The sequence below is a fragment of the Stenotrophomonas sp. 63632_Sma genome (genome assembly GCF_056482875.1).
On record NZ_CM151220.1, the window covers coordinates 898,266 to 916,286 of the forward strand.

At 66.6% G+C, this 18,021-nt stretch carries 12 protein-coding genes; 2 read left to right on the forward strand and 10 right to left on the reverse strand.

Going from position 1 to position 18,021, the window contains the following annotated elements; genetic code table 11:
• Window positions 1-67: 67 nt before the first annotated feature.
• The 10 genes from lpxH to ACZK45_RS04160 all read right to left on the reverse strand — a co-directional run bounded on the left by lpxH (window position 68) and on the right by ACZK45_RS04160 (window position 17,153).
• Window positions 68-814 carry a UDP-2,3-diacylglucosamine diphosphatase gene (gene lpxH, locus ACZK45_RS04115; protein WP_182267322.1) on the reverse strand — a complete coding sequence of 249 codons (747 nt, stop codon included), beginning with the start codon at window positions 812-814 and terminating at the stop codon, window positions 68-70.
• A 67-nt stretch (window positions 815-881) separates the two neighbouring features.
• Entirely contained in the window at window positions 882-1,421 is a 540-nt protein-coding gene (locus ACZK45_RS04120; RefSeq protein ID WP_049400923.1) for a phosphatase PAP2 family protein, read from the reverse strand.
• Window positions 1,402-2,547, reverse strand: a complete 1,146-nt coding sequence (locus ACZK45_RS04125; protein ID WP_478445482.1) for a glycosyltransferase family 4 protein — start codon at window positions 2,545-2,547, stop codon at window positions 1,402-1,404. The genes ACZK45_RS04120 and ACZK45_RS04125 overlap by 20 nt, the downstream gene beginning before the upstream one ends.
• A gap of 145 nt (window positions 2,548-2,692) precedes the next feature.
• Window positions 2,693-5,617, reverse strand: coding sequence for a TonB-dependent receptor domain-containing protein (locus tag ACZK45_RS04130; protein WP_478445483.1), 2,925 nt, complete (start codon window positions 5,615-5,617; stop codon window positions 2,693-2,695).
• Between the two features lie 337 nt (window positions 5,618-5,954).
• Window positions 5,955-8,924: a TonB-dependent receptor domain-containing protein gene (locus tag ACZK45_RS04135; protein WP_032129076.1), complete on the reverse strand. Its 2,970-nt coding sequence runs from the start codon at window positions 8,922-8,924 to the stop codon at window positions 5,955-5,957.
• Between the two features lie 306 nt (window positions 8,925-9,230).
• Complete coding sequence (gene ppx / locus ACZK45_RS04140) at window positions 9,231-10,757, reverse strand: exopolyphosphatase (RefSeq protein ID WP_478445484.1); 1,527 nt, start codon at window positions 10,755-10,757, stop codon at window positions 9,231-9,233.
• 436 nt (window positions 10,758-11,193) lie between these two features.
• A complete protein-coding gene (gene ppk1 / locus ACZK45_RS04145; RefSeq protein WP_049400920.1) occupies window positions 11,194-13,281 on the reverse strand; it encodes a polyphosphate kinase 1 in 2,088 nt (695 codons plus the stop codon).
• 4 nt (window positions 13,282-13,285) lie between these two features.
• Window positions 13,286-14,617 carry a phosphate regulon sensor histidine kinase PhoR gene (gene phoR / locus ACZK45_RS04150; RefSeq protein WP_032129078.1) on the reverse strand — a complete coding sequence of 444 codons (1,332 nt, stop codon included), beginning with the start codon at window positions 14,615-14,617 and terminating at the stop codon, window positions 13,286-13,288.
• Between the two features lie 83 nt (window positions 14,618-14,700).
• Window positions 14,701-15,390 (reverse strand): phosphate regulon transcriptional regulator PhoB, encoded by a 690-nt coding sequence (gene phoB, locus ACZK45_RS04155; protein ID WP_005408258.1) that lies wholly within the window; start codon window positions 15,388-15,390, stop codon window positions 14,701-14,703.
• A gap of 116 nt (window positions 15,391-15,506) precedes the next feature.
• Window positions 15,507-17,153, reverse strand: coding sequence for a M48 family metalloprotease (locus ACZK45_RS04160; RefSeq protein WP_032129079.1), 1,647 nt, complete (start codon window positions 17,151-17,153; stop codon window positions 15,507-15,509).
• A gap of 142 nt (window positions 17,154-17,295) precedes the next feature.
• Between ACZK45_RS04160 and grxC the strand changes: the two genes are divergently transcribed.
• The gene (gene grxC, locus ACZK45_RS04165) at window positions 17,296-17,586 is read left to right on the forward strand and encodes a glutaredoxin 3 (protein ID WP_049400919.1); all 291 of its coding nucleotides are present in this window, start codon (window positions 17,296-17,298) and stop codon (window positions 17,584-17,586) included.
• A complete protein-coding gene (locus ACZK45_RS04170; protein ID WP_004146041.1) occupies window positions 17,583-17,975 on the forward strand; it encodes a carboxymuconolactone decarboxylase family protein in 393 nt (130 codons plus the stop codon). The genes grxC and ACZK45_RS04170 overlap by 4 nt, the downstream gene beginning before the upstream one ends.
• Window positions 17,976-18,021 lie beyond the last annotated feature (46 nt).

Consider the following 18,021-nt stretch of genomic DNA (forward strand, 5'->3'; position numbering starts at 1 on the left):
CGGCGTCTACCCGGGTGTGTTCACCTGCCCTGGTAGATGCCAACCTTGGTTGGCACCCCGCGATCCATCATTCGCGCGCGAGCGTATCCAGCGACCAGCCGCCGGCATCCACGCGCAGCACCGATCCCTGTTCGTACCAGTCACCCAGCACGATGCGGTTGCAGGCGCGGCCACCGGCCTGCAGCGTGTGCACCGCCGGGCGATGGGTGTGGCCGTGGATCATGGTGTCCACGCCATGGCGCACGAAGGTGGCATCGACTTCGGCGGGTGACACGTCGGTTACCGACTCGAACTGCGCACGATCATCCTGCTTCATTTCCGACTGGCGGGCCTGGCTGGCGTCGCGTGCCTTCTGCGCGAAGGCGATGCGTGCGGCCAGCGGCTGCGACAGGAACTGCGCCTGGAAGACCGGGTCGCGCGTCTGTGCACGGAACTGCTGGTAGGGGATGTCGTCCGTGCACAGCAGGTCGCCGTGCTGCAGCAGCACCGGGCGGCCGTACAGGTCGATCACGCACGGGTCAGGCAGGATGCGCAGGCCGGCACGGCGCGCATAGTCTTCGCCGAGCAGGAAGTCGCGGTTGCCGCGGATGAAGTACACCGGTACGCCGCTGTCGGAAAGTACCTTCAGCGCGTCGGCCACCGCATCGGCAGCAGGCGAGGGCGTGTCGTCGCCGATCCAGGCTTCGAACAGGTCGCCGAGGATGTACAGCGCATCGGCGCCGGGCGCCTGCTCGCGCAGGAAGCGCAGGAACAGGTCGGTGATCTCCGGACGGCTGGGGTCCAGGTGCAGGTCGGAAATGAACAGCGTGGTCATGCAGGCATTCTAGGGCATCCACCGCCGGGCATGGCCCGGCGCTACCGAAGGGATCTGACCCCGGGGGCTACACCGGCAGCGGCAACCAGGCCAGGCTGGCCGATGCCAGCAGGATGGCAATGCCGGTGGCGGCCAGTACATCGGACGGGTAGTGCAGGCCCAGCACCACCCGCGACAGCGCGACGCCGAAGGTGAACGGCACCAGCAGCGGCGCCAGCCACGGGTAGTAGGCCAGCGCGACGATGGTGAACGACACCGCGTGCAGGGTGTGCCCGGAGGGGAAGCTGAACTCGTCCAGCGGCGCCACCCAGGCGCGGATGCGCAGATCGGCCGCATACGGGCGGGGACGCCGGGTCCAGCGCTTGAGGCCTTTGTAGAGCAGCAGTGCGGCCAGGCCGGTGGCGGCCATGTGCACCGATGCACGCAGTCCGTCGAAGCCGTCCAGCGCCACCAGCGCGCCCATCAGTACGTACCAGAACACGCCATCGCCGAGCCGGCTGATGACCGAGAACAGGCGACGCACGCGGCGACGCCGGCAGTAGTGGTTGGCCCGGCGGCAGAGCCGCGCCTCGCGGCCAGCCAGCAGCTCAAGCGGCGTGGTGCGCATGGCCGCTCCTCCGCGACTGGGCCAGCTCGGCCAGCAGGGCATCGAATTCGGCAACCACCTGCTGTGGATGCAGGCGCTTCATCGCACGCGCGGCGCTGCTGCCGAATTCGCGGCGCCGTGCATCATCGGCGGCCAGCTGCACCGCTGCCTCGATGAACTGCTCATCGTTTTCCACGGCCGCACCGTTCTCGCCATCACGCAGGTATTCGCGGGCCGCACCGTAGTCGAAAGCGACGGTGGCCAGGCCGCTGGCCATGCTTTCCAGGGTCACGTTGCCAAAGGTCTCGCTGCGGCTGGGGAACAGGAACAGGTCACCGCTGGCGAAATGCCGTGCCAGGGCTTCGCCGCGCTGGATGCCGCAGAAAATGAAATCGGGGTTTTCATGTGCCAGTTTTTCGCGGGCCGGACCATCACCCACCCAGACGAAGCGGGCTTTGGGCCGGATCAGCTGCAGGCGGCGGAAGGCTTTCACCGCCAGGCCAAGGTTTTTTTCCGCAGCGATGCGGCCGACATGGATCGCGACCAGGCCGTTGCCGTCCACGCCCCATTCCTCGCGCAGCGCCGGGTCGCGCCGGCCCGGATCGAACTGCTGGCTGTCGACCGCGCGTGCCAGCAGGCGCACGCGTTCGAAGCCCTGTTCACCGAGGAACTGCTGCAGCTCGCGGGTGGGCACCAGGGTTGCATCGGCCTGGTTGTGGAACCGGCGCATCCAGCGCATCGCGGCAGCCTGCAGCCAAGCCACGCCGTAGTCGGGCAGGTACTCGTCGAAGCGGGTATGGAAACCACTGGCGACCGGAATGCCAAGGCGGCGCGCGGTGCGCAGCGCCGACCAGCCCAGCGGGCCTTCGGTGGCGATGTAGACCGCATCGGGACGCTGCTGCTGCCAGTGGCGGTTGAGCCGGATCGGTGCAGGCAGGCCAAAGCGCAGGCCGGGGTAGCGCGGCAGTGCGGCGCCCGGCACCAGCAGCGTGCCCGGTGCCGAGTCCAGTGCTTCGCTGGTCTGGCGTGGCCGGATCAGGTCGATGTCATGGCCGGAATTGCGCAGTCCCTGCTCCAGGCCCTGCACGGTGAGGGCAACGCCGTTCACTTCCGGCGGGTAGGTCTCGGTGACGATGGCATAGCGCATGGCGGGCCTCCGGGTTTCCGGCATGCTCGGGCCTGGCGATGTAGCCGATATGACCGCTTTGCGACCACGGGATGACGGTGGTCAGGTCCCTGTACGAAGCCACGGCCCCGAAGGGCCGTGGCGGTCGTGCAGGGGGCGCGGTGGATCAGAAGCGCTGCTGGTATTTCATGTAGATGAAACGACCGATGTCGAAGCCACCGTAGTAGGAGAAGTTGGCGCTCGGCTGGCTGTACATGGCCGGTCCCTGGCGGCCGAACACATTGTTGGCACCGATCGAGACGGTCGCATCCCATGGCAGGTTGTAGCGCGCCTGCACGTCGTGGAAGGTGACCGATCCGCGACGGTTGTAGTCACGGCTGCCACTGAACCACGGCGCGCGCTGGCCCGGGTGCGAGCACTCACCCGGATACGTGGCTGCATCCAGGCAACGCTCCTTGACCGCGGAGAAATAGCGCAGGCCCCAGTTAAGGCCGAGGTTGCCACGCTCCCAGCCCAACGATGCGTTGGAGCGCACACGGAAGCCGATGCCGCCGTTGCTGGCGATGCCATTGCTGGGAATGGGCGGCGCATCCGCCTCGTTGGTGGTCCGTTCTTCCGCGGCGACCACATAGGTGGTCTTCCAGTCGGCGCTCAGCGTGCCCCAGGACGTTTCGATCTTGTGGCCGATCTCCAGGTCATAGCCTTCGGCCTGGCGGAACCCGCTGTTGCGGCTGCCATAGTTGAGCGTGTTGACGATGCCCAGTTCCGGGTCGCGGGTGAAACTGCCGCAGCGCTCGGCGATGCCCAGTTCGTAGCAGTCGCGGAGGATGTCGTTGGGATGGTCGGCGACGATGGTGTTGTCGATACGGATCTTCCACCAGTCCAACGCAATGTTCAGTCCTTCGGCAAACGTCGGGCTCCAGACCAGCCCCAGCGTGCGGCTGGTCGAGGTTTCCGGCTTCAGGTCGGGATTGGAGCCGTTGGTGAAGGGCAGGGGCGTCTGCCCACTGCTGCCGGTGATCGGCTCGTTGCCCTGGCCGAGCTGGCGGTAGCTGTCCGCGTTGGCGATGTCGGCGGCGCAACGTGCACGTACCTCCGGGCTGCTGGCGGCGGCGCCATAGACCGTATCGCAGGGGTCACGGAAGCCGGTGGTGAAGGTCTGCGAGCCGCCGCCGTACAGATTCGAGATGGTCGGCGCACGGAAACCCTGGGCCCAGGTGCCACGGACCAGCAACTGGTCGATCGGCTTCCACGAGATGCCGAACTTGCTGTTGAGGGTTCCGCCGAAGGTGGTGTAGTCCGAGTAGCGCGTTGCCATGTCCAGGGTCAGCTGGCGTGCACCGGGGAGGTCGCTCAGCACCGGCACGCTCAGCTCCAGATAGGCCTCGTCGACACGGTAGCCACCGCCGGTGGGGCCCGCCGCCAGATTAGTGGTGGCGCCGGTCTGGGCCAGCGCATCGGGAATGAAGCGACCCTCCTCGCGGCGGCTCTCCACACCCAGGGCGAAGCCCAGTTCCCCGGCAGGCAGCGTGGCAAGGCCGCCACTGAGGCTGGCGAACAGGTTGCGGGTGGTGTTGCGGCCACGAGTGAGTTCCTCGGGGAACAGCCAGTCCTGCAGTTCGCCATTGCCGGTCAGGCCGTACGGGTCATCCTGGCCATACGGCACCAGTGGATTCCAGGGCTTGCAGCCGGCAATCGGTGCATCCGGTGTACCGCATTCCACCTTGCCGGTGGCCGGGTTGTAGAACGAAGGACCGGTGGAATCGGCAACGCGCTGCTTGTGCAGGTCGCCGGTGGCACGCTGCTCCAGCTCGCTGCGGTTGTACTGGTAGCCGGCTTCCCAATCGAAGTCGCGACCGGCGAACTGGAAGCTGCCTTCAAACGCTGCAATACCCTGCCAGGTGGTCAGTTCGCTGGTGCTGATGCGTGGAATCTCCCAGGTGCGGCGGTTCCAGTGCACGTCGCTTGGGCGTTCATAGCCGTGGTGGCTGCCGAACGGATTGAACCAGCTGTCGGCGGACATCGGCGTGATGCCGGCCGCACCGGACTGGAACGGATAGCCGGCAATCTGGCGCGTGGTGGTGCGTCGGTTGTAGGCCAGCTGGGTGTTGAAGCGGATCTGGTCGTTCAGGTCCATGCGTGCATCGACGAAGAGCGAATCGCGCTTGATCGGCGTCTGCACGTGCATCTGTTCATTGCTGTTGCTGACATCACCGGTGAACGGTGTGTTGTCACTGAGGTGGAAGCTGTCCGGCCCGCCCGGCTGGCTGCCGCGATCGAGCGAATAGCTGCAGCCACGGGCGCTGCTGCAGCCCGGGCCCTTGAAGCCGACGATGCGCCCCCACTGCCCGACCGTGGTCCAGCCATCGTCCGGATGACGATCGGTATAGGTGTAGGCGCTGAAGCCGCGGTCCTTCGCCCAAACGCCCTTTTCTTCGACATGCTCGGCGGCGACACTGATCGAAGCGCGGTCATTCGACCAGCCGGCAACCACGTCGTACTGGGTGCGGGCACCATCGCCTTCGCTGAACTGCCCGTGGTAGACGTTGGCGGTCACGCCCTGGACGTTGCGCCGGGTGATGATGTTGACCACGCCGGCCATCGCGTCGGAACCGTAGATGGCCGAGGCGCCGTCCTTCAGCACTTCCATGCGTTCCACGGCAGCGGCGGGAATGCTGGATATATCCTGGTAACCCGAAGTGGTCATGCCCAGGCGCTTGCCGTTGACCAGCACCAGGGTGCGCTGTGCACCGAGGCCGCGCATGTCCACGTAGCTGCCGCCTGCGGCCTCGCCCGCACTGAGCGGGCTGGCACGGCTCAAGGCCGGGCTGCCGGTTGCGGTCAGGTTCTGCAGGATGTCGGCAACGGAATTGAAGCCCTGCCGCTCGATGTCGGCGCGGCTGATGGTCAGCACCGGCTGCGCGGTTTCCAGGTCGACCTGGCGGATGCGCGAACCGGTGATCTCGATACGGTCCAGCGTGGTGGCTTCCGGTGCGTGCTGGGCGAATGCGGGGAGGGCCAGTGCGGTGGTGGCCGTCATCGCCAGTGCACGACGGATCGCCAACCCGAGCTCGGGAATACGGATGGTCATGGGTCTCTCTCTCAGTCTTCGAAGTCTTCGGAACACAGCCAAGCGGGGCTGCGTCAACTCCACCGCGGCGGTGGATGTTCGAACCTAGTGAAGATGGATGGGGAGACGTATGGGCAAGCGACGAAAGCGCTGCAGACGGCCGTGACGCTTCTGCACAAAGCGGAAGCAAATCAATCGATTGCTCCAACCTGTGGCATCGCGGCGGACGCAGCGCAGAGGACCGTGTCCCTGATTGAACGCATCACGGTCAATGTGGAAAGCGACAGTCTGCGCGGAGGCAGAAAAAAACCACGGCCCCGAAGGGCCGTGGTCGTCGAGCTTCAACAGCGCGGATGGATCAGAAGCGCTGCTGGTACTTCATGTACATGAAACGACCGATGTCGTAGCCACCGTAGTAGGAGAACGACGAGTTCGGCTTGCTGTACATCACCGGCGCTTCCTTGCCGAACACATTGTTCGCGCCCACCGAAACGGTGGCATCCCACGGCAGGTTGTAGCGGAACTGCACGTCGTGGAAGGTCACGGCACCGCGCTCGTTGTACGCGGTCGGCGACTTCAGCCACGGAGCCAGGAAGGTCGGATCGGAGCATTCGTCCGCATAACGCGAGGCGTTGAGGCAGCGCTCCTTCACACCGGAGTAGTAGCGTGCCGTCCAGCTGACGCCGAAGTCACCCACATCCCAGCCCAGCACCAGGTTCGAGCGCACGCGGAACGCAAGGCTGGTGGCGGTGCCGATGGTGTTGGCAACGCCGTTGATCGGCGTGATCGCTTCGCGGACATCGTTGGTGGAGCGGTAGACGTTCTTGCTCACATAGGTGCTGGTCCAGCCTGCGCTCAGCTTGCCGTAGCTGGTGTCGACGCGGTAGCTGACATCCAGGTCGTAACCTTCGGTCTCGGCAAAGCCGGCATTGCGGTTGCCGAACTTCAGGCCGGTGACGATGCCGTTGGACGGGTCACGGCTGAAGCGGCTGCAGCGCGATTCGATGCCCTGCTCGTAGCAGTCCCTCAGGATCTGGTTCGGGCTGTCACCGACGATGGTGTTGTCGATGCGGATCTTCCACCAGTCCAGTGCCACGTTGAGGTTGCTGAGGAAGGTCGGGCTCCACACCAGGCCCAGCGTCTTGCTGGTCGAGGTTTCCGGAACCAGCAGCGGGTTCGAACCGGACACGAACGGCGTCGGGGTCGCATCCTGCGCCGTGGTCACCGGGGTGTTGCCCTGCTTCAGCTGGCGGAAGTTGCCGGCATCGGCGATGTCACGTGCGCATCGCGCGCGGACTTCAGCACTGCCCTTGGCCGAGCCGAACACGGTGTCGCACGGATCGCTGAACTGCGCGAAGGTTTCCGAACCGCCACCGTACAGGTCGTTGATGGTCGGGGCGCGGAAGCCTTCTGCCCAGGTACCACGGACCAGCAGCTGGTCGATCGGCTTCCACTTGAAGCCGAACTTGCTGTTGAGCGTGTTGCCGAAGGTGTTGTACTTGGAATAGCGGGTGGCGGCACTGAAGCTCAGCTCACGCGCACCGGGCAGGTCGGCCAGCACCGGCACGCTGAGCTCCAGGTAGGCTTCCTTCACGTTGTAGCTGCCACCGGTCGGGCCTGCGGCCAGGTTGGTGGTGGCGCCGGTCTGGGCCAGGGCATCGGGGGTGTAGCGGCCATCTTCCTTGCGGCTTTCCACGCCGAAAGCGAAGCCCAGGTCGCCGGCCGGCAGGGTCATGATGCTGCCGGACAGGTTGGCGAACGCGTTCTTGGTGGTGGTGCGGCCGGTGGTGCGTTCCGCCGGGAACAGCCAGGCCATCAGTTCTTCATTGCCGGTCAGCCCGTTCGGATCGTTCTTGCCGTAGGGCACCAGCGGGTTCCACGGCGTGCAGCCGCTGATCACCGCGCCCGGACGGCCACACATCACCTTGCCGGTGGCCGGATCCAGGAACGACGGACCCACAGCATCGCGCACGCGCTTCTTGTGCAGGTTGCCGGTGGCGGTAGCGGTCAGCTCGTTGCGGTTGTACTGGTAGCCCACGTCCCAGTCGAAGTAGCGCTGGCCGATCTCGAAGCTGCCATCCAGCGACACTACCGCACGGTAGGTCTTCAGTTCGCTGGTGCTCACACGCGGGATTTCCCAGGTGCGGCGGTTCCAGGCCACGTCGGTAGGCTTGGCATAGCCGTGCTGGTTGCCGAACGGATTGAAGTAGCTGTCCTTGGACATCAGGCCGGTGGCGGTCGGGTCGCCCGAGATGGACACCGAGCTGGACTGCAGGGGGTAGCCTGCAATCTGGCGCTCGGCCGAACGCTTGTTGTAGCCGAATTCGGTGCGCAGGTTGACCTGGTCGGTGATCTTGAAGCGACCGTCGAAGTACACCGAATCACGCTTGAGCGGATACATGACGTGCATCTGTTCGTTGGCGTTGCTGACGTCGCCGGTGAACGGGGTCGCATCGGTCAGGTGGTAGTTGGCCGGGTTGGTCGGGTCAGCACCACGGTTGAGCGAATAGCCGCAGCCGTCCTTGGTGTTGGTGCAGCCCGGGCCGCCCTTCAGGCCGGTGACCTGGCCCCACTGGCTCAGCGTGGTCCAGTTGGAGGCATCGTTCGGGTGGCGGTCGCTCACGCCGTACTTGCTGAACCAGCGGTCCTTGGCCCAGACGCTCTTTTCTTCGGAGTGCTCCAGTGCCAGGGTCAGCGACACGCGGTCATTGCTCCAGCCACCCACCACGTCGAAGCGGTCGCGCGCGCCGTCACCTTCGCTGTACTGGCCGTGGTAGACGTTGGCGGTCACACCGTTGACGTTGGAACGGGTGATGATGTTGACCACGCCGGCCATCGCATCGGAACCGTAGATGGCCGACGCGCCATCCTTCAGCACTTCGATACGCTCCACCGCCGACACCGGCAGCGAGGACACGTCCTGCAGGCCCGAGGTGCTGATGCCCAGGCGCTTGCCGTTGACCAGCACCAGGGTGCGCTGCGCGCCCAGGTTGCGCATGTCGATGTAGGTGCCGCCGGTGTTTTCGCCCGAGCTCAGTGCGTTTGCACGGCTGATCGCCGGGCTGCCCATGGCGGTCACGTTCTGCAGGATGTCGGCCACCGAGCTGAAGCCCTGGCGCTCGATGTCCAACCGGCTCAGTGCCAGGACCGGCTGAGCGGTCTCCACGTCCACCTGGCGGATGCGCGAGCCAGTGATCTCGATGCGATCCAGGGTGGTCGGCGCGGCGGTGCTGCCACTCTGGGCGAACGCAGGCAGGGCGGCCAGCGTCGCAGTGGTTGCCAGGGCGTAGCGGATGGCCTGCCCCAGGGGGGTGGTACGTGAAGTCATGACGAGCTCTCTCTCTCTCAGGTCGTGCAGGGACGCCAAAAGGGGCGTCGAAGAAATCGGCCGCCCACAAGCGGACCGATGACCCGATAGTAGTCTCGTTGGTTAATGCTCTGTAAAGAGGTCGTGTCGATTTGTACCAGGCTTCATCGTCAGATTTCACGAAAGCTCAACAAAAGCAGTCGCTTAGCTGTAACGCTGAATGCGCTCCCCCGACTTGATCTGCTGCGTCGCAGCAGGTCAACCGGGGGCGCATGCGCGAACCGTAACGGTGTGTGACCTTCTTTCCCTCGCGGGAAAGCGTGAGCCTCAGGCTACGAAGGGGCGGAACTGGATGCCCAGCCCGGCGATGCCGTCGGTCTCGCCGATCAGATCGGCGCGCAGCAGTGGCCGGGCATCAATGAAGGCCTGCGGCACGATCAACGACAGGCGGTTGTCGTCGGCGGTCAGTTCCAACGTCGGCAGTGGATCGTCCTCATGGGCACGATTGAGCAGCACCGCCAGGCGCAGCAGGGCGGCCAGCCGGCGAGCGGTCAGCAGCAGGCGCTCGGGCAGGGCGTCGAAGGCGGTCTTGGTCACGCTGCGGCGATGGCTGCGCACCAGCGCGGCCAGCATCTGCTGTTCCTGCCGCGAGAAGCCGGCGATATCCGAGTGTTCCAGCACGTAGCTGCCATGCACGTGGTAGCCGCTGTGCGCGATCATCAGGCCCAGCTCGTGCAGGCGCGCGGCCCAGCCGAGCATGCGCGCGTCGTCGGCATCGAGCCGCCAGCGTTCCTGCACCTGTTCCAGCAGTGACAGCGCGGTGTCCTGCACACGGTCGGCCTGCACGGTATCGATGCCGTAGCGCTGGCTGAGCGCGGACACCGATTCATCGCGCAGATCGTTCTCGCCAGCGCGGCCGACGATGTCGTAGAGGATGCCTTCGCGCATCGCGGCCTTGCTGACCAGCAGCTTCTGCAGGCCCAGCGCCTGGAAGGCGGCCTCCAGCACCAGGATGCCGCCGGCAATGATCGGGCGGCGGTCGCTGGACAGTCCCGGCAACTGGATGTCGTCGATCTTCTTGGCCTTCAGCAGTTCGTCGCGCAGTTGCGGCAGGGCCTCGGCGGTAATCGCGCCCTTGCTCAGCTTCATCGTCGCGCAGATCTCGCTGATCGCCTTGTGCGTGCCCGAAGAACCCAGCGCTTCCTGCCAGCCCAGCGCGCGGTACTTGCTGGCGAAGGGCTGGAACTCGCGACCGATCTCGGCCAGCGCGTCCTTCCAGCGCTTCTTGCTCAGCTTGCCGCCGGGGAAGAAACGCCGGGTGCTGGCAATGCAGCCGGCCTGCAGGCTTTCGCGCTCCAGGGTCTGCATGCCCATGCCGATGATGAATTCGGTGGAGCCGCCGCCGATGTCGATGACCAGCCGGCGCTGGCCGGGCTTGGGCGGTTGTGCATGGGCCACGCCCAGGTAGATCAGGCGCGCTTCTTCGCGGCCGCTGACCACTTCGATGGCGTGCCCGAGCGCGGTTTCGGCGGGAACCAGGAACGACTGCGGTGAACGCAGCTGGCGCACGGTGTTGGTGGCCAGTGCGCGCACCCGGTGCGGCGGTACATTGCGGATGCGCTGGCCGAAGCGGGCCAGGCATTCCAGCGCGCGCTGCCGGGCAGCGGAGGAGAGTCCCCCTTTGCCATCCAGGCCGTCGGCCATGCGCACCGTCTCGCGCAGGCGGTCGATTACCCGCAGCTGGCCGAGCGTGTAGCGCGCGATGACCATGTGGAAACTATTGGAGCCAAGGTCGATGGCGGCCAGCAGGTCGCCATCCTGCAATGCGGGCGGAGTCGTGGTGGTGTGCGGCATGGACGAATGTTAGCCGAAGGGGCGGTGTGCTCGTCACCGCGCGGCCTTCACATTTTGGAAGAGGGGAGTGCGACAGGGCTGCGCCCTGCACCTGCCGAAGCAACAGCAATAGCAACAGCGGGCTATCCGTGGGATGGCGGGGTGAGTCCGGTTGCGGGGGACGGCGCAAGTCCCCCTCCGGGGCCCGGCCCAGCCGCTGGCGGCTGGGCGTTCGGGCGCTTGCGAAGCGGTGCTTCGCAAACAAAGCGCCCTCACCCATGTAGCTTCGGTCGCGCCATCCATGGCGCTCACGCCCCCGCAACCGGACCCACCCCGCCTTCGACAGATTTCTGCGATCTGATGGTGGGTGCCGACCGTTGGTCGGCACTGATCCTATCCAGCCCCAAATCGGTGCCTACCGCTCCTGGTAGGTGTCGACCTGGGTCGACACACCGGGTTACAGACCCTGCATCAGTGCCATCTGCGCAGAATGCGGTGCCTCGTCGTGGGCGGGCGCACGCTTGTGGTAGATGCCGTCGGCATCTAGTTCCCAGGCGTTGAGGTTGTCGTCCAGGTAGTTCTGCAGGACCTCGCGGTAGACCCGCTTGGCCAGCTCCGGGTCGAGGATCGGGAAGCAGGTCTCGACCCGGCGCAGCAGGTTGCGCTCCAGCCAGTCGGCGCTGGCGCAGTACATCTCCGGTGCGCCGTCGTTGCCGAACCAGTAGACGCGGCTGTGCTCCAGGAAGCGGCCGACGATCGAGCGCACGCGGATGTTGTCCGAGATGCCCGGCACACCCGGGCGCAGGGTGCAGGCGCCGCGGATGATCAGGTCGATCTGCACGCCGGCCTGCGAGGCGGCGTACAGCGCGCGCACCACCTGCGGTTCGTTCAGGGCGTTCATCTTGGCGATGATCCGCGCCGGGCGGCCTGCGGCGGCGATGCGCGTCTCGCGCTCGATGCGGCCGAGGATGCCGGTGTGCAGGGTGAAGGGTGACTGCAGCAGGCGCTTGAGCTTCATCTTCGACGCCAGCCCGGACAGCTGCTGGAACAGCAGGTGCACATCGTTGCCGATGTCCGCATCGGCGGTGATCAGGCTGATGTCGGTGTACGCACGGGCGGTACCGCTGTGGTAGTTGCCGGTACCGAGGTGCACATAGCGGCGCAGCTTGCGGCCCTCGCGGCGCACGATCAGCAGCATCTTGGCGTGGGTCTTGTAGCCGACCACGCCATACACCACCTGCACGCCGGCCTCCTGCAGGCGATCAGCCAGGCCGAGGTTGGCTTCCTCGTCGAAGCGGGCGCGCAGTTCGACCACCACGGTCACGTCCTTGCCGTTGCGTGCGGCCTGGATCAGTGCATCGACAATCAGCGAATCCTTGCCGGTGCGGTACAGGGTCTGCTTGATCGCCAGCACGTTGGGATCGACCGCCGCCTGCCGGATCAGGTCCAGCACGGCGGTGAAGGCATCGAACGGGTGATGCAGCAGCAGGTCGTGGCGCGCCACTGTCTCGAAAATGCCGTCGCTGTCGCGCAGGGTGCGCGGGGTCATCGGCGGGTACTTCAGGTCTGGCTGTGCGATCAGGTCGTACAGCTGGATGATGCGGTTGAGGTTGACCGGGCCGTCGATGCGGTACACCGCGTTCTCGGTCAGGCCGAAGTTCTGCAGCAGGGTGCGCACGATGTCGCGCGGCATGTCCTGCGCGATCTCCAGGCGCACCGCCGGCCGGTAGCCGCGGTCGACCAGTTCATCGCGCAGCGCCAGCGCCAGGTTCTCCACTTCCTCCTCGTCCACCACCAGCTCGGAATTGCGGGTGACGCGGAACTGGTAGGCCCCCTGGACTTCCATGCCCGGGAACAGCTCATCGACGAAGGTCGACAGCACCGACGACAGGAACACGAAGTTCTGCGGACCGCCGAGCTTCTCCGGCAGCTGGATGATGCGCGGCAGCGAGCGCGGCGCACGCACGATGGCCAGGTGGCCGGCGCGGCCGAACGCGTCGGTGCCCTTCAGCACCACCACGATGTTCAGCGACTTGTTGAGGATCTTCGGGAACGGGTGCACCGGGTCCAGGCCCAGCGGCGACAGCACCGGCATGATCTCGTTGCGGAAGTACGCACGCAGCCAGCGCTTCTGGCGATCGGTCCAGGAATGGCGGCCGAGCACGCCGATGCCGGCCTCCATCAGCGCCGGGCGCAGCGTCTCGTTCCAGCAGCGGTACTGCTGGTCCACCAGTTCCGCGGCGCGGTCATGGATGGCGTTGAGGATGGCCTGCGGGCTCATCCCGTCCGGTGCCGGCGGCAGGCCGAATTCCTGTGCGTGGCGTACGGCAGCGGCGCGGATCTCGAAGAACTCGTCGAGGTTGGTGCAGGAGATGCACATGAAGCGCAGGCGCTCCAGCAGCGGCACCTGCGGGTCCATCGCCTGCGCCAGCACGCGGAAGTTGAAATCCAGCTGCGACAGCTCGCGGTTGATGTACAGCGCCGGGTCGCGCAACGGATCGTTGTCCGGGCTCACGGGGAGGGGGAGGGATCCGAGGCTGCTCATGGCGTCATTCTTCGATGGAGGTCAGGGGGGCGGACTCGCGCGGGCGCACGTGGTCGGCATCGAAATGGCAGGAGAACACCGAGCCCTTGCCGACCTCGCTTTCAATCTCCAGCCGTGCGTGGTGCAGGCCGAGGATGTGCTTGACGATGGACAGGCCCAAGCCGGTACCGCCGCTTTCGCGGGAGCGGCTGCTGGAGACACGGTAAAAACGTTCGGTCAGGCGCGGCAGGTGGGAGGCCGGGATGCCATAGCCGGAATCGCGCACCGCCAGCACGGCACCGTCGCCTTCGCGGCGGAACTCCACGGCGATGCGGCCACCGGCCGGCGTATAGCGCACCGCATTGGTGACCAGGTTGGAGAAGGCGCTGTGCAGTTCCTTGGTCGAGCCCTGCAGGTCAACGCCGGCCAGGTCGTCGATGCTGATCTGGTGGCGGCCCTGGCTGTGCGCTTCGGCTTCGCGGCGCAGCGTCGCCAGCATCGGCTGCATGGCCACGGTCTCTTCCTCGCTGTGTTCCTGCGATTCGAGGCGCGACAGGGTCAGCAGGTCTTCCACCAGCTGGGCCATGCGCTGGCTCTGCTTGCGCATTTCTTCCAGCATCGGTCCGGTTCCCGGGAAATCCTCCGGGTCCATCATGTCCAGATAGCCGTGCACCACGGTGAGCGGCGTGCGCAGTTCGTGTGAAACGTTGGCCACGAAATCGCGGCGCACCTGTTCCAGGCGCAGCAGCTTGCTGACGTCGCGGGCGATCAGCAGCCAGTAATCCGACGAATAGGGAATCAGGCGCAGGTTCAGGCGGATCGCCGGATCGACCGGCGAAGGCACGTCGAGGATCGGCTCGGCATTGCGGCCGCCGGCCAGCCAGTGCGCCAGCGGCATCGGCTGCAGGCGTTCGACCAGGGCTTCGCCGAGGTCGCCGGGGTGATGCAGGCCGAGCAGGGCGGTGGCCGCTTCGTTGAACCACTGCACGCGCTGGCTGTTGCGGTCCAGCACCACCACCGCATCGGGCAATGCGGCGGCCGCAGCGCGATAGCTGCGCAGCATGTCCAGCAGGCGGCGCTTGCGCACGCGCATTTCCACCTGGTTGCGGTACAGCAGGCGGTCCAGCTCGTTCCAGACGCCGGTGCCTTCTTCGGCGGTATCCCAGCGCTGGCGCGCGGTCAGGCGCCGCAGCACGCTGCGCAGGCGCCAGTAATGCCATGCCAGCGTGGCCAGCGCGCCCAACGCGATGCACAACCACAGATGGCCCGTGAACCACCCCACCAGTCCGGCGAACAGCAGTACCGCGGCAACGGTGGCCAGGGTCTTCAACCAGGCAGAGCGGATGTGGCGGGGCATTGCGATCTCGTCGTTGAGGTGCGGCGGTTCACTGGGGTGAACCGAGGGTTATAGCAGAGTTGCCGGCGCCGGCACGACGAGGCTCAGGTAGCAGTGGAGAAGCGGTAGCCGGCGCCGCGCACGGTCTGCACCATGTTTTCGGCGTTGAACGGTTCCAGCGTCTTGCGCAGGCGGCGGATGTGCACGTCGATGGTGCGCTCCTCCACGTACACGCTGCCGCCCCACACATGGTCCAGCAGCTGGGCGCGGGTATAGACGCGCTCCGGGTGGGTCATGAAGAAGTGCAGCAGGCGGTATTCGGTCGGGCCGATCGGCACCGGCTGGTCGTTGGCGAACACGCGATGGGCGGCACCGTCGATGCGGATCGGGCCGACCGCCACGCTGCCGTCCTCGTCGTCCTCGCGGGCGCGGCGCATCACCGCACGGATGCGGGCCAGCAGCTCGCGCGCCGAGAACGGCTTGACCACATAGTCGTCGACGCCGGCTTCAAGGCCACCCACGCGGTCGTTCTCTTCGCCGCGGGCGGTCAGCATGATGATCGGCACTTCGCGGGTCAGGGTTTCCTTGCGCCAGCGGCGGGCCAGGTCCAGGCCGCTGGTGCCGGGCAGCATCCAGTCCAGCAGGATCAGGTCGGGGACGCGGTCGGCGATGGCGGTCTGGGCCTCACGGGCGTCGCCGGCGTGGACCGGTTCGTAATCGCCCTTGCGCAGGGCGAAGGCGACCATTTCACGGATCGCGGGCTCGTCATCGACGATCAGGATGCGTTTCTGCACGAGGACACCGTAGGGCTCGGTTACTGGAGTGGTGCCAGTAGACTACGGTTTGATGACATGTTTGTGACTACCTGGCCGGAACCGGTCGGGATTGCCATCGGCCGGTCATGCAGCGCTCAGCGGCGGTCCAGGTCCGGGTCCTGCACGCCCTGCCGGCGCAGCTCCAGCACGGTGGGGGTGATCGCCTCGATGCGCGCATCCACCCGTGCCCGGCCTACGTAGTCCAGCGCCGGATTGCGCTTGAGCGCCTGCAGCTGCATCAGCGACTGTTCCGGCCGGCCGCTGAGGAAGGCCGCCTCGGCGTAGGCCTCGCTGGCACGCACGCTGTCGCCGGCCAACTCGCTGGCGCGGGCGTACCGCTGCTGGAAGACCGGATCGTTACCGCTTTGCGACAGCAGGGGCCGCAGCATGGCCTGCGCGCGCTGGCCCGCCTCGCGGCTGCCCTGTTCGTTCAGGATCTCGGCATAGGTCAGCGCCACCGGACGGCTGTTGGGGTGCTGGCGCAGCAGCTGCTCGAAGCGGCTGTTGGCCTGGGCGGTCTGGCCTGCACGCGATTCGGCCTCGCCCAGCCCCAGAGCCAGCCACAGGTTGTCCGGGCGGGTCTGCAGCAGGCCTGCCAAGGTCTGCCGGGCCTGGGTGGCGCCGGCGCGACCGCTGCGCATCACCGCCAGCGCCTGGCCATAGCGCTGGGCATCGTTGAGGCCGTCCTTCTGACGCTTGGCCAGATCGGCATACTCGCGTTCCAGCTCGGGGGTGGAATCCGCGCTGAGCACGCGCAGGCGCTCGCGGGCCCAGTCGAAGTCGCCACTGGCGCCGCGGCTGAGCTGGCCCATCGGGATGCGCAGCACGCTGCTGGGCAGCAGCGGGTTGGTTCCGCGCAACAGGGGTTCGGCCAGGCTGGGATCGGCCGGGTCCACGCGCTCCCTGCGCTCGCCGCTGGGGGTGCTGGTGGTCAGCAGCACCGTGTCCTTCTTCATCTGGTCGGCGCGGGCCTTCGCCTCGCTGATGCGGGTGATGTTGACCGGATGGGTGCGCAGGAATTCGGGCACGCTGTAGCCACCCTCGTTGCCGCGCATCGCCGATGCCATCCGCTCGAAGAAGCCGGCCATGGCGTCCACGTCGTAACCGCTGCGCGACAGGGTACGGATGCCGAGGCGATCGGCCTCGGACTCGTTGGACCGGGTGTAGTTGATCTGGCGCTGCTGCATCAGGCCCATGCCCGAGCTGATCGCGGCCATCGTCGCGTTGCCGGACGACGTGCTGTTGCTGGCCTGTGCGGCCACCACCGCCGCCAGCATGCCGAGCAGGATCGGGATCTGGTCGCGCTGGGCACGCTCGACCCCGCGCAGCACGTGCTGCTGGGTGACGTGCGCGATTTCGTGCGACAGCACCGCAGCCACCTCGTCTTCGCGCTCGGCGGTCAGCACCAGGCCGGCATTGACCCCGATGTAGCCGCCCAGCGTGGCGAAGGCGTTGATCTGGCGGTCCTTCATCACGAAGAAGGTGTACGGCTGGCGAGGCTGGTCGCTGTTGGAGCCGAGCCGGGTACCCATGGTCTGCAGCCAGTCGTTGACCAGCGGGTCATCCAGCAGGTAGCCGTAGTTGCGCAGCTCGCGCAGCATCATCGCGCCGTACTCGGCCTGGCGGGCCGGGGTCAGCAGCTCGCCGGCCGAGGAGCCGATGTCGGGCAGCTTCTCCTGGGCCTGGGCGAGCGGCATGGCCAGGGCCAGGGTGACGGCGGTAGTCAGCAGCAGGGCTCGCAAGCAGTGGGTCCTCGGGCAGGGCGCGCCAAGCGTGGCAGGGTGGGGGGCAACCATTCGTTAATCCACAGTGTTGCGGCCGTGGCGTGGAAATTCCAGCGCACCGGTACCATATGTAGACCGTCGATCCATCGTGGAGTTTCCCGTGACAGCCCAGACCGCCGGCGGTGCCCCCGCCATCACCATCTATTCCACCGCCGTCTGCCCGTACTGCGTGGCCGCCAAGAACTTCCTGAAGAGCAAGGGCCAGCAGTGGACCGAGGTCCGCATCGACCTGGACCCGGTCGAGCGCGAGAAGATGATGGCACTGACCCGCCGTACCAGCGTGCCGCAGATCTTCGTCGGCGACGTCCACGTGGGCGGCTACGACGACATGATGGCCCTGCACCGTGAAGGCAAGCTCGAGCCGCTGCTGGCCGGGCAGGGCCAGGCATGAGCGCGGCCGACGACGGCAGCAAGGACCGCATCGCCGAGTTCACCGACTTCCGCAAGCGCATGAACGAGCGGATCCTGGGCGAGCCGAACCAGGTGGTGCGCCGCTTCTTCGCGCTGGACACGCAGACCTACCAGGCCGGCGCGCTGGATGTGAAGACCAAGGAACTGCTGGGCCTGGTGGCCTCGATGGTGCTGCGCTGCGACGACTGCATCAGCTACCACGTGGCCCAGTGCAAGGACGCCGGGGTGACCCGAGAAGAGTTCTTCGAGACCTTCTCGGTCGGCCTGGTGGTCGGCGGCTCGATCGTGATCCCGCACCTGCGCCGCGCGGTCGACTTCCTCGACCAGCTCGAAGGCGGCGCCGCCGCCCCCGAAGCGCACGCGCACTGAGGTAGCGCCGGGCCATGCCCGGCGGACACCTGAACGAACGGCCGCC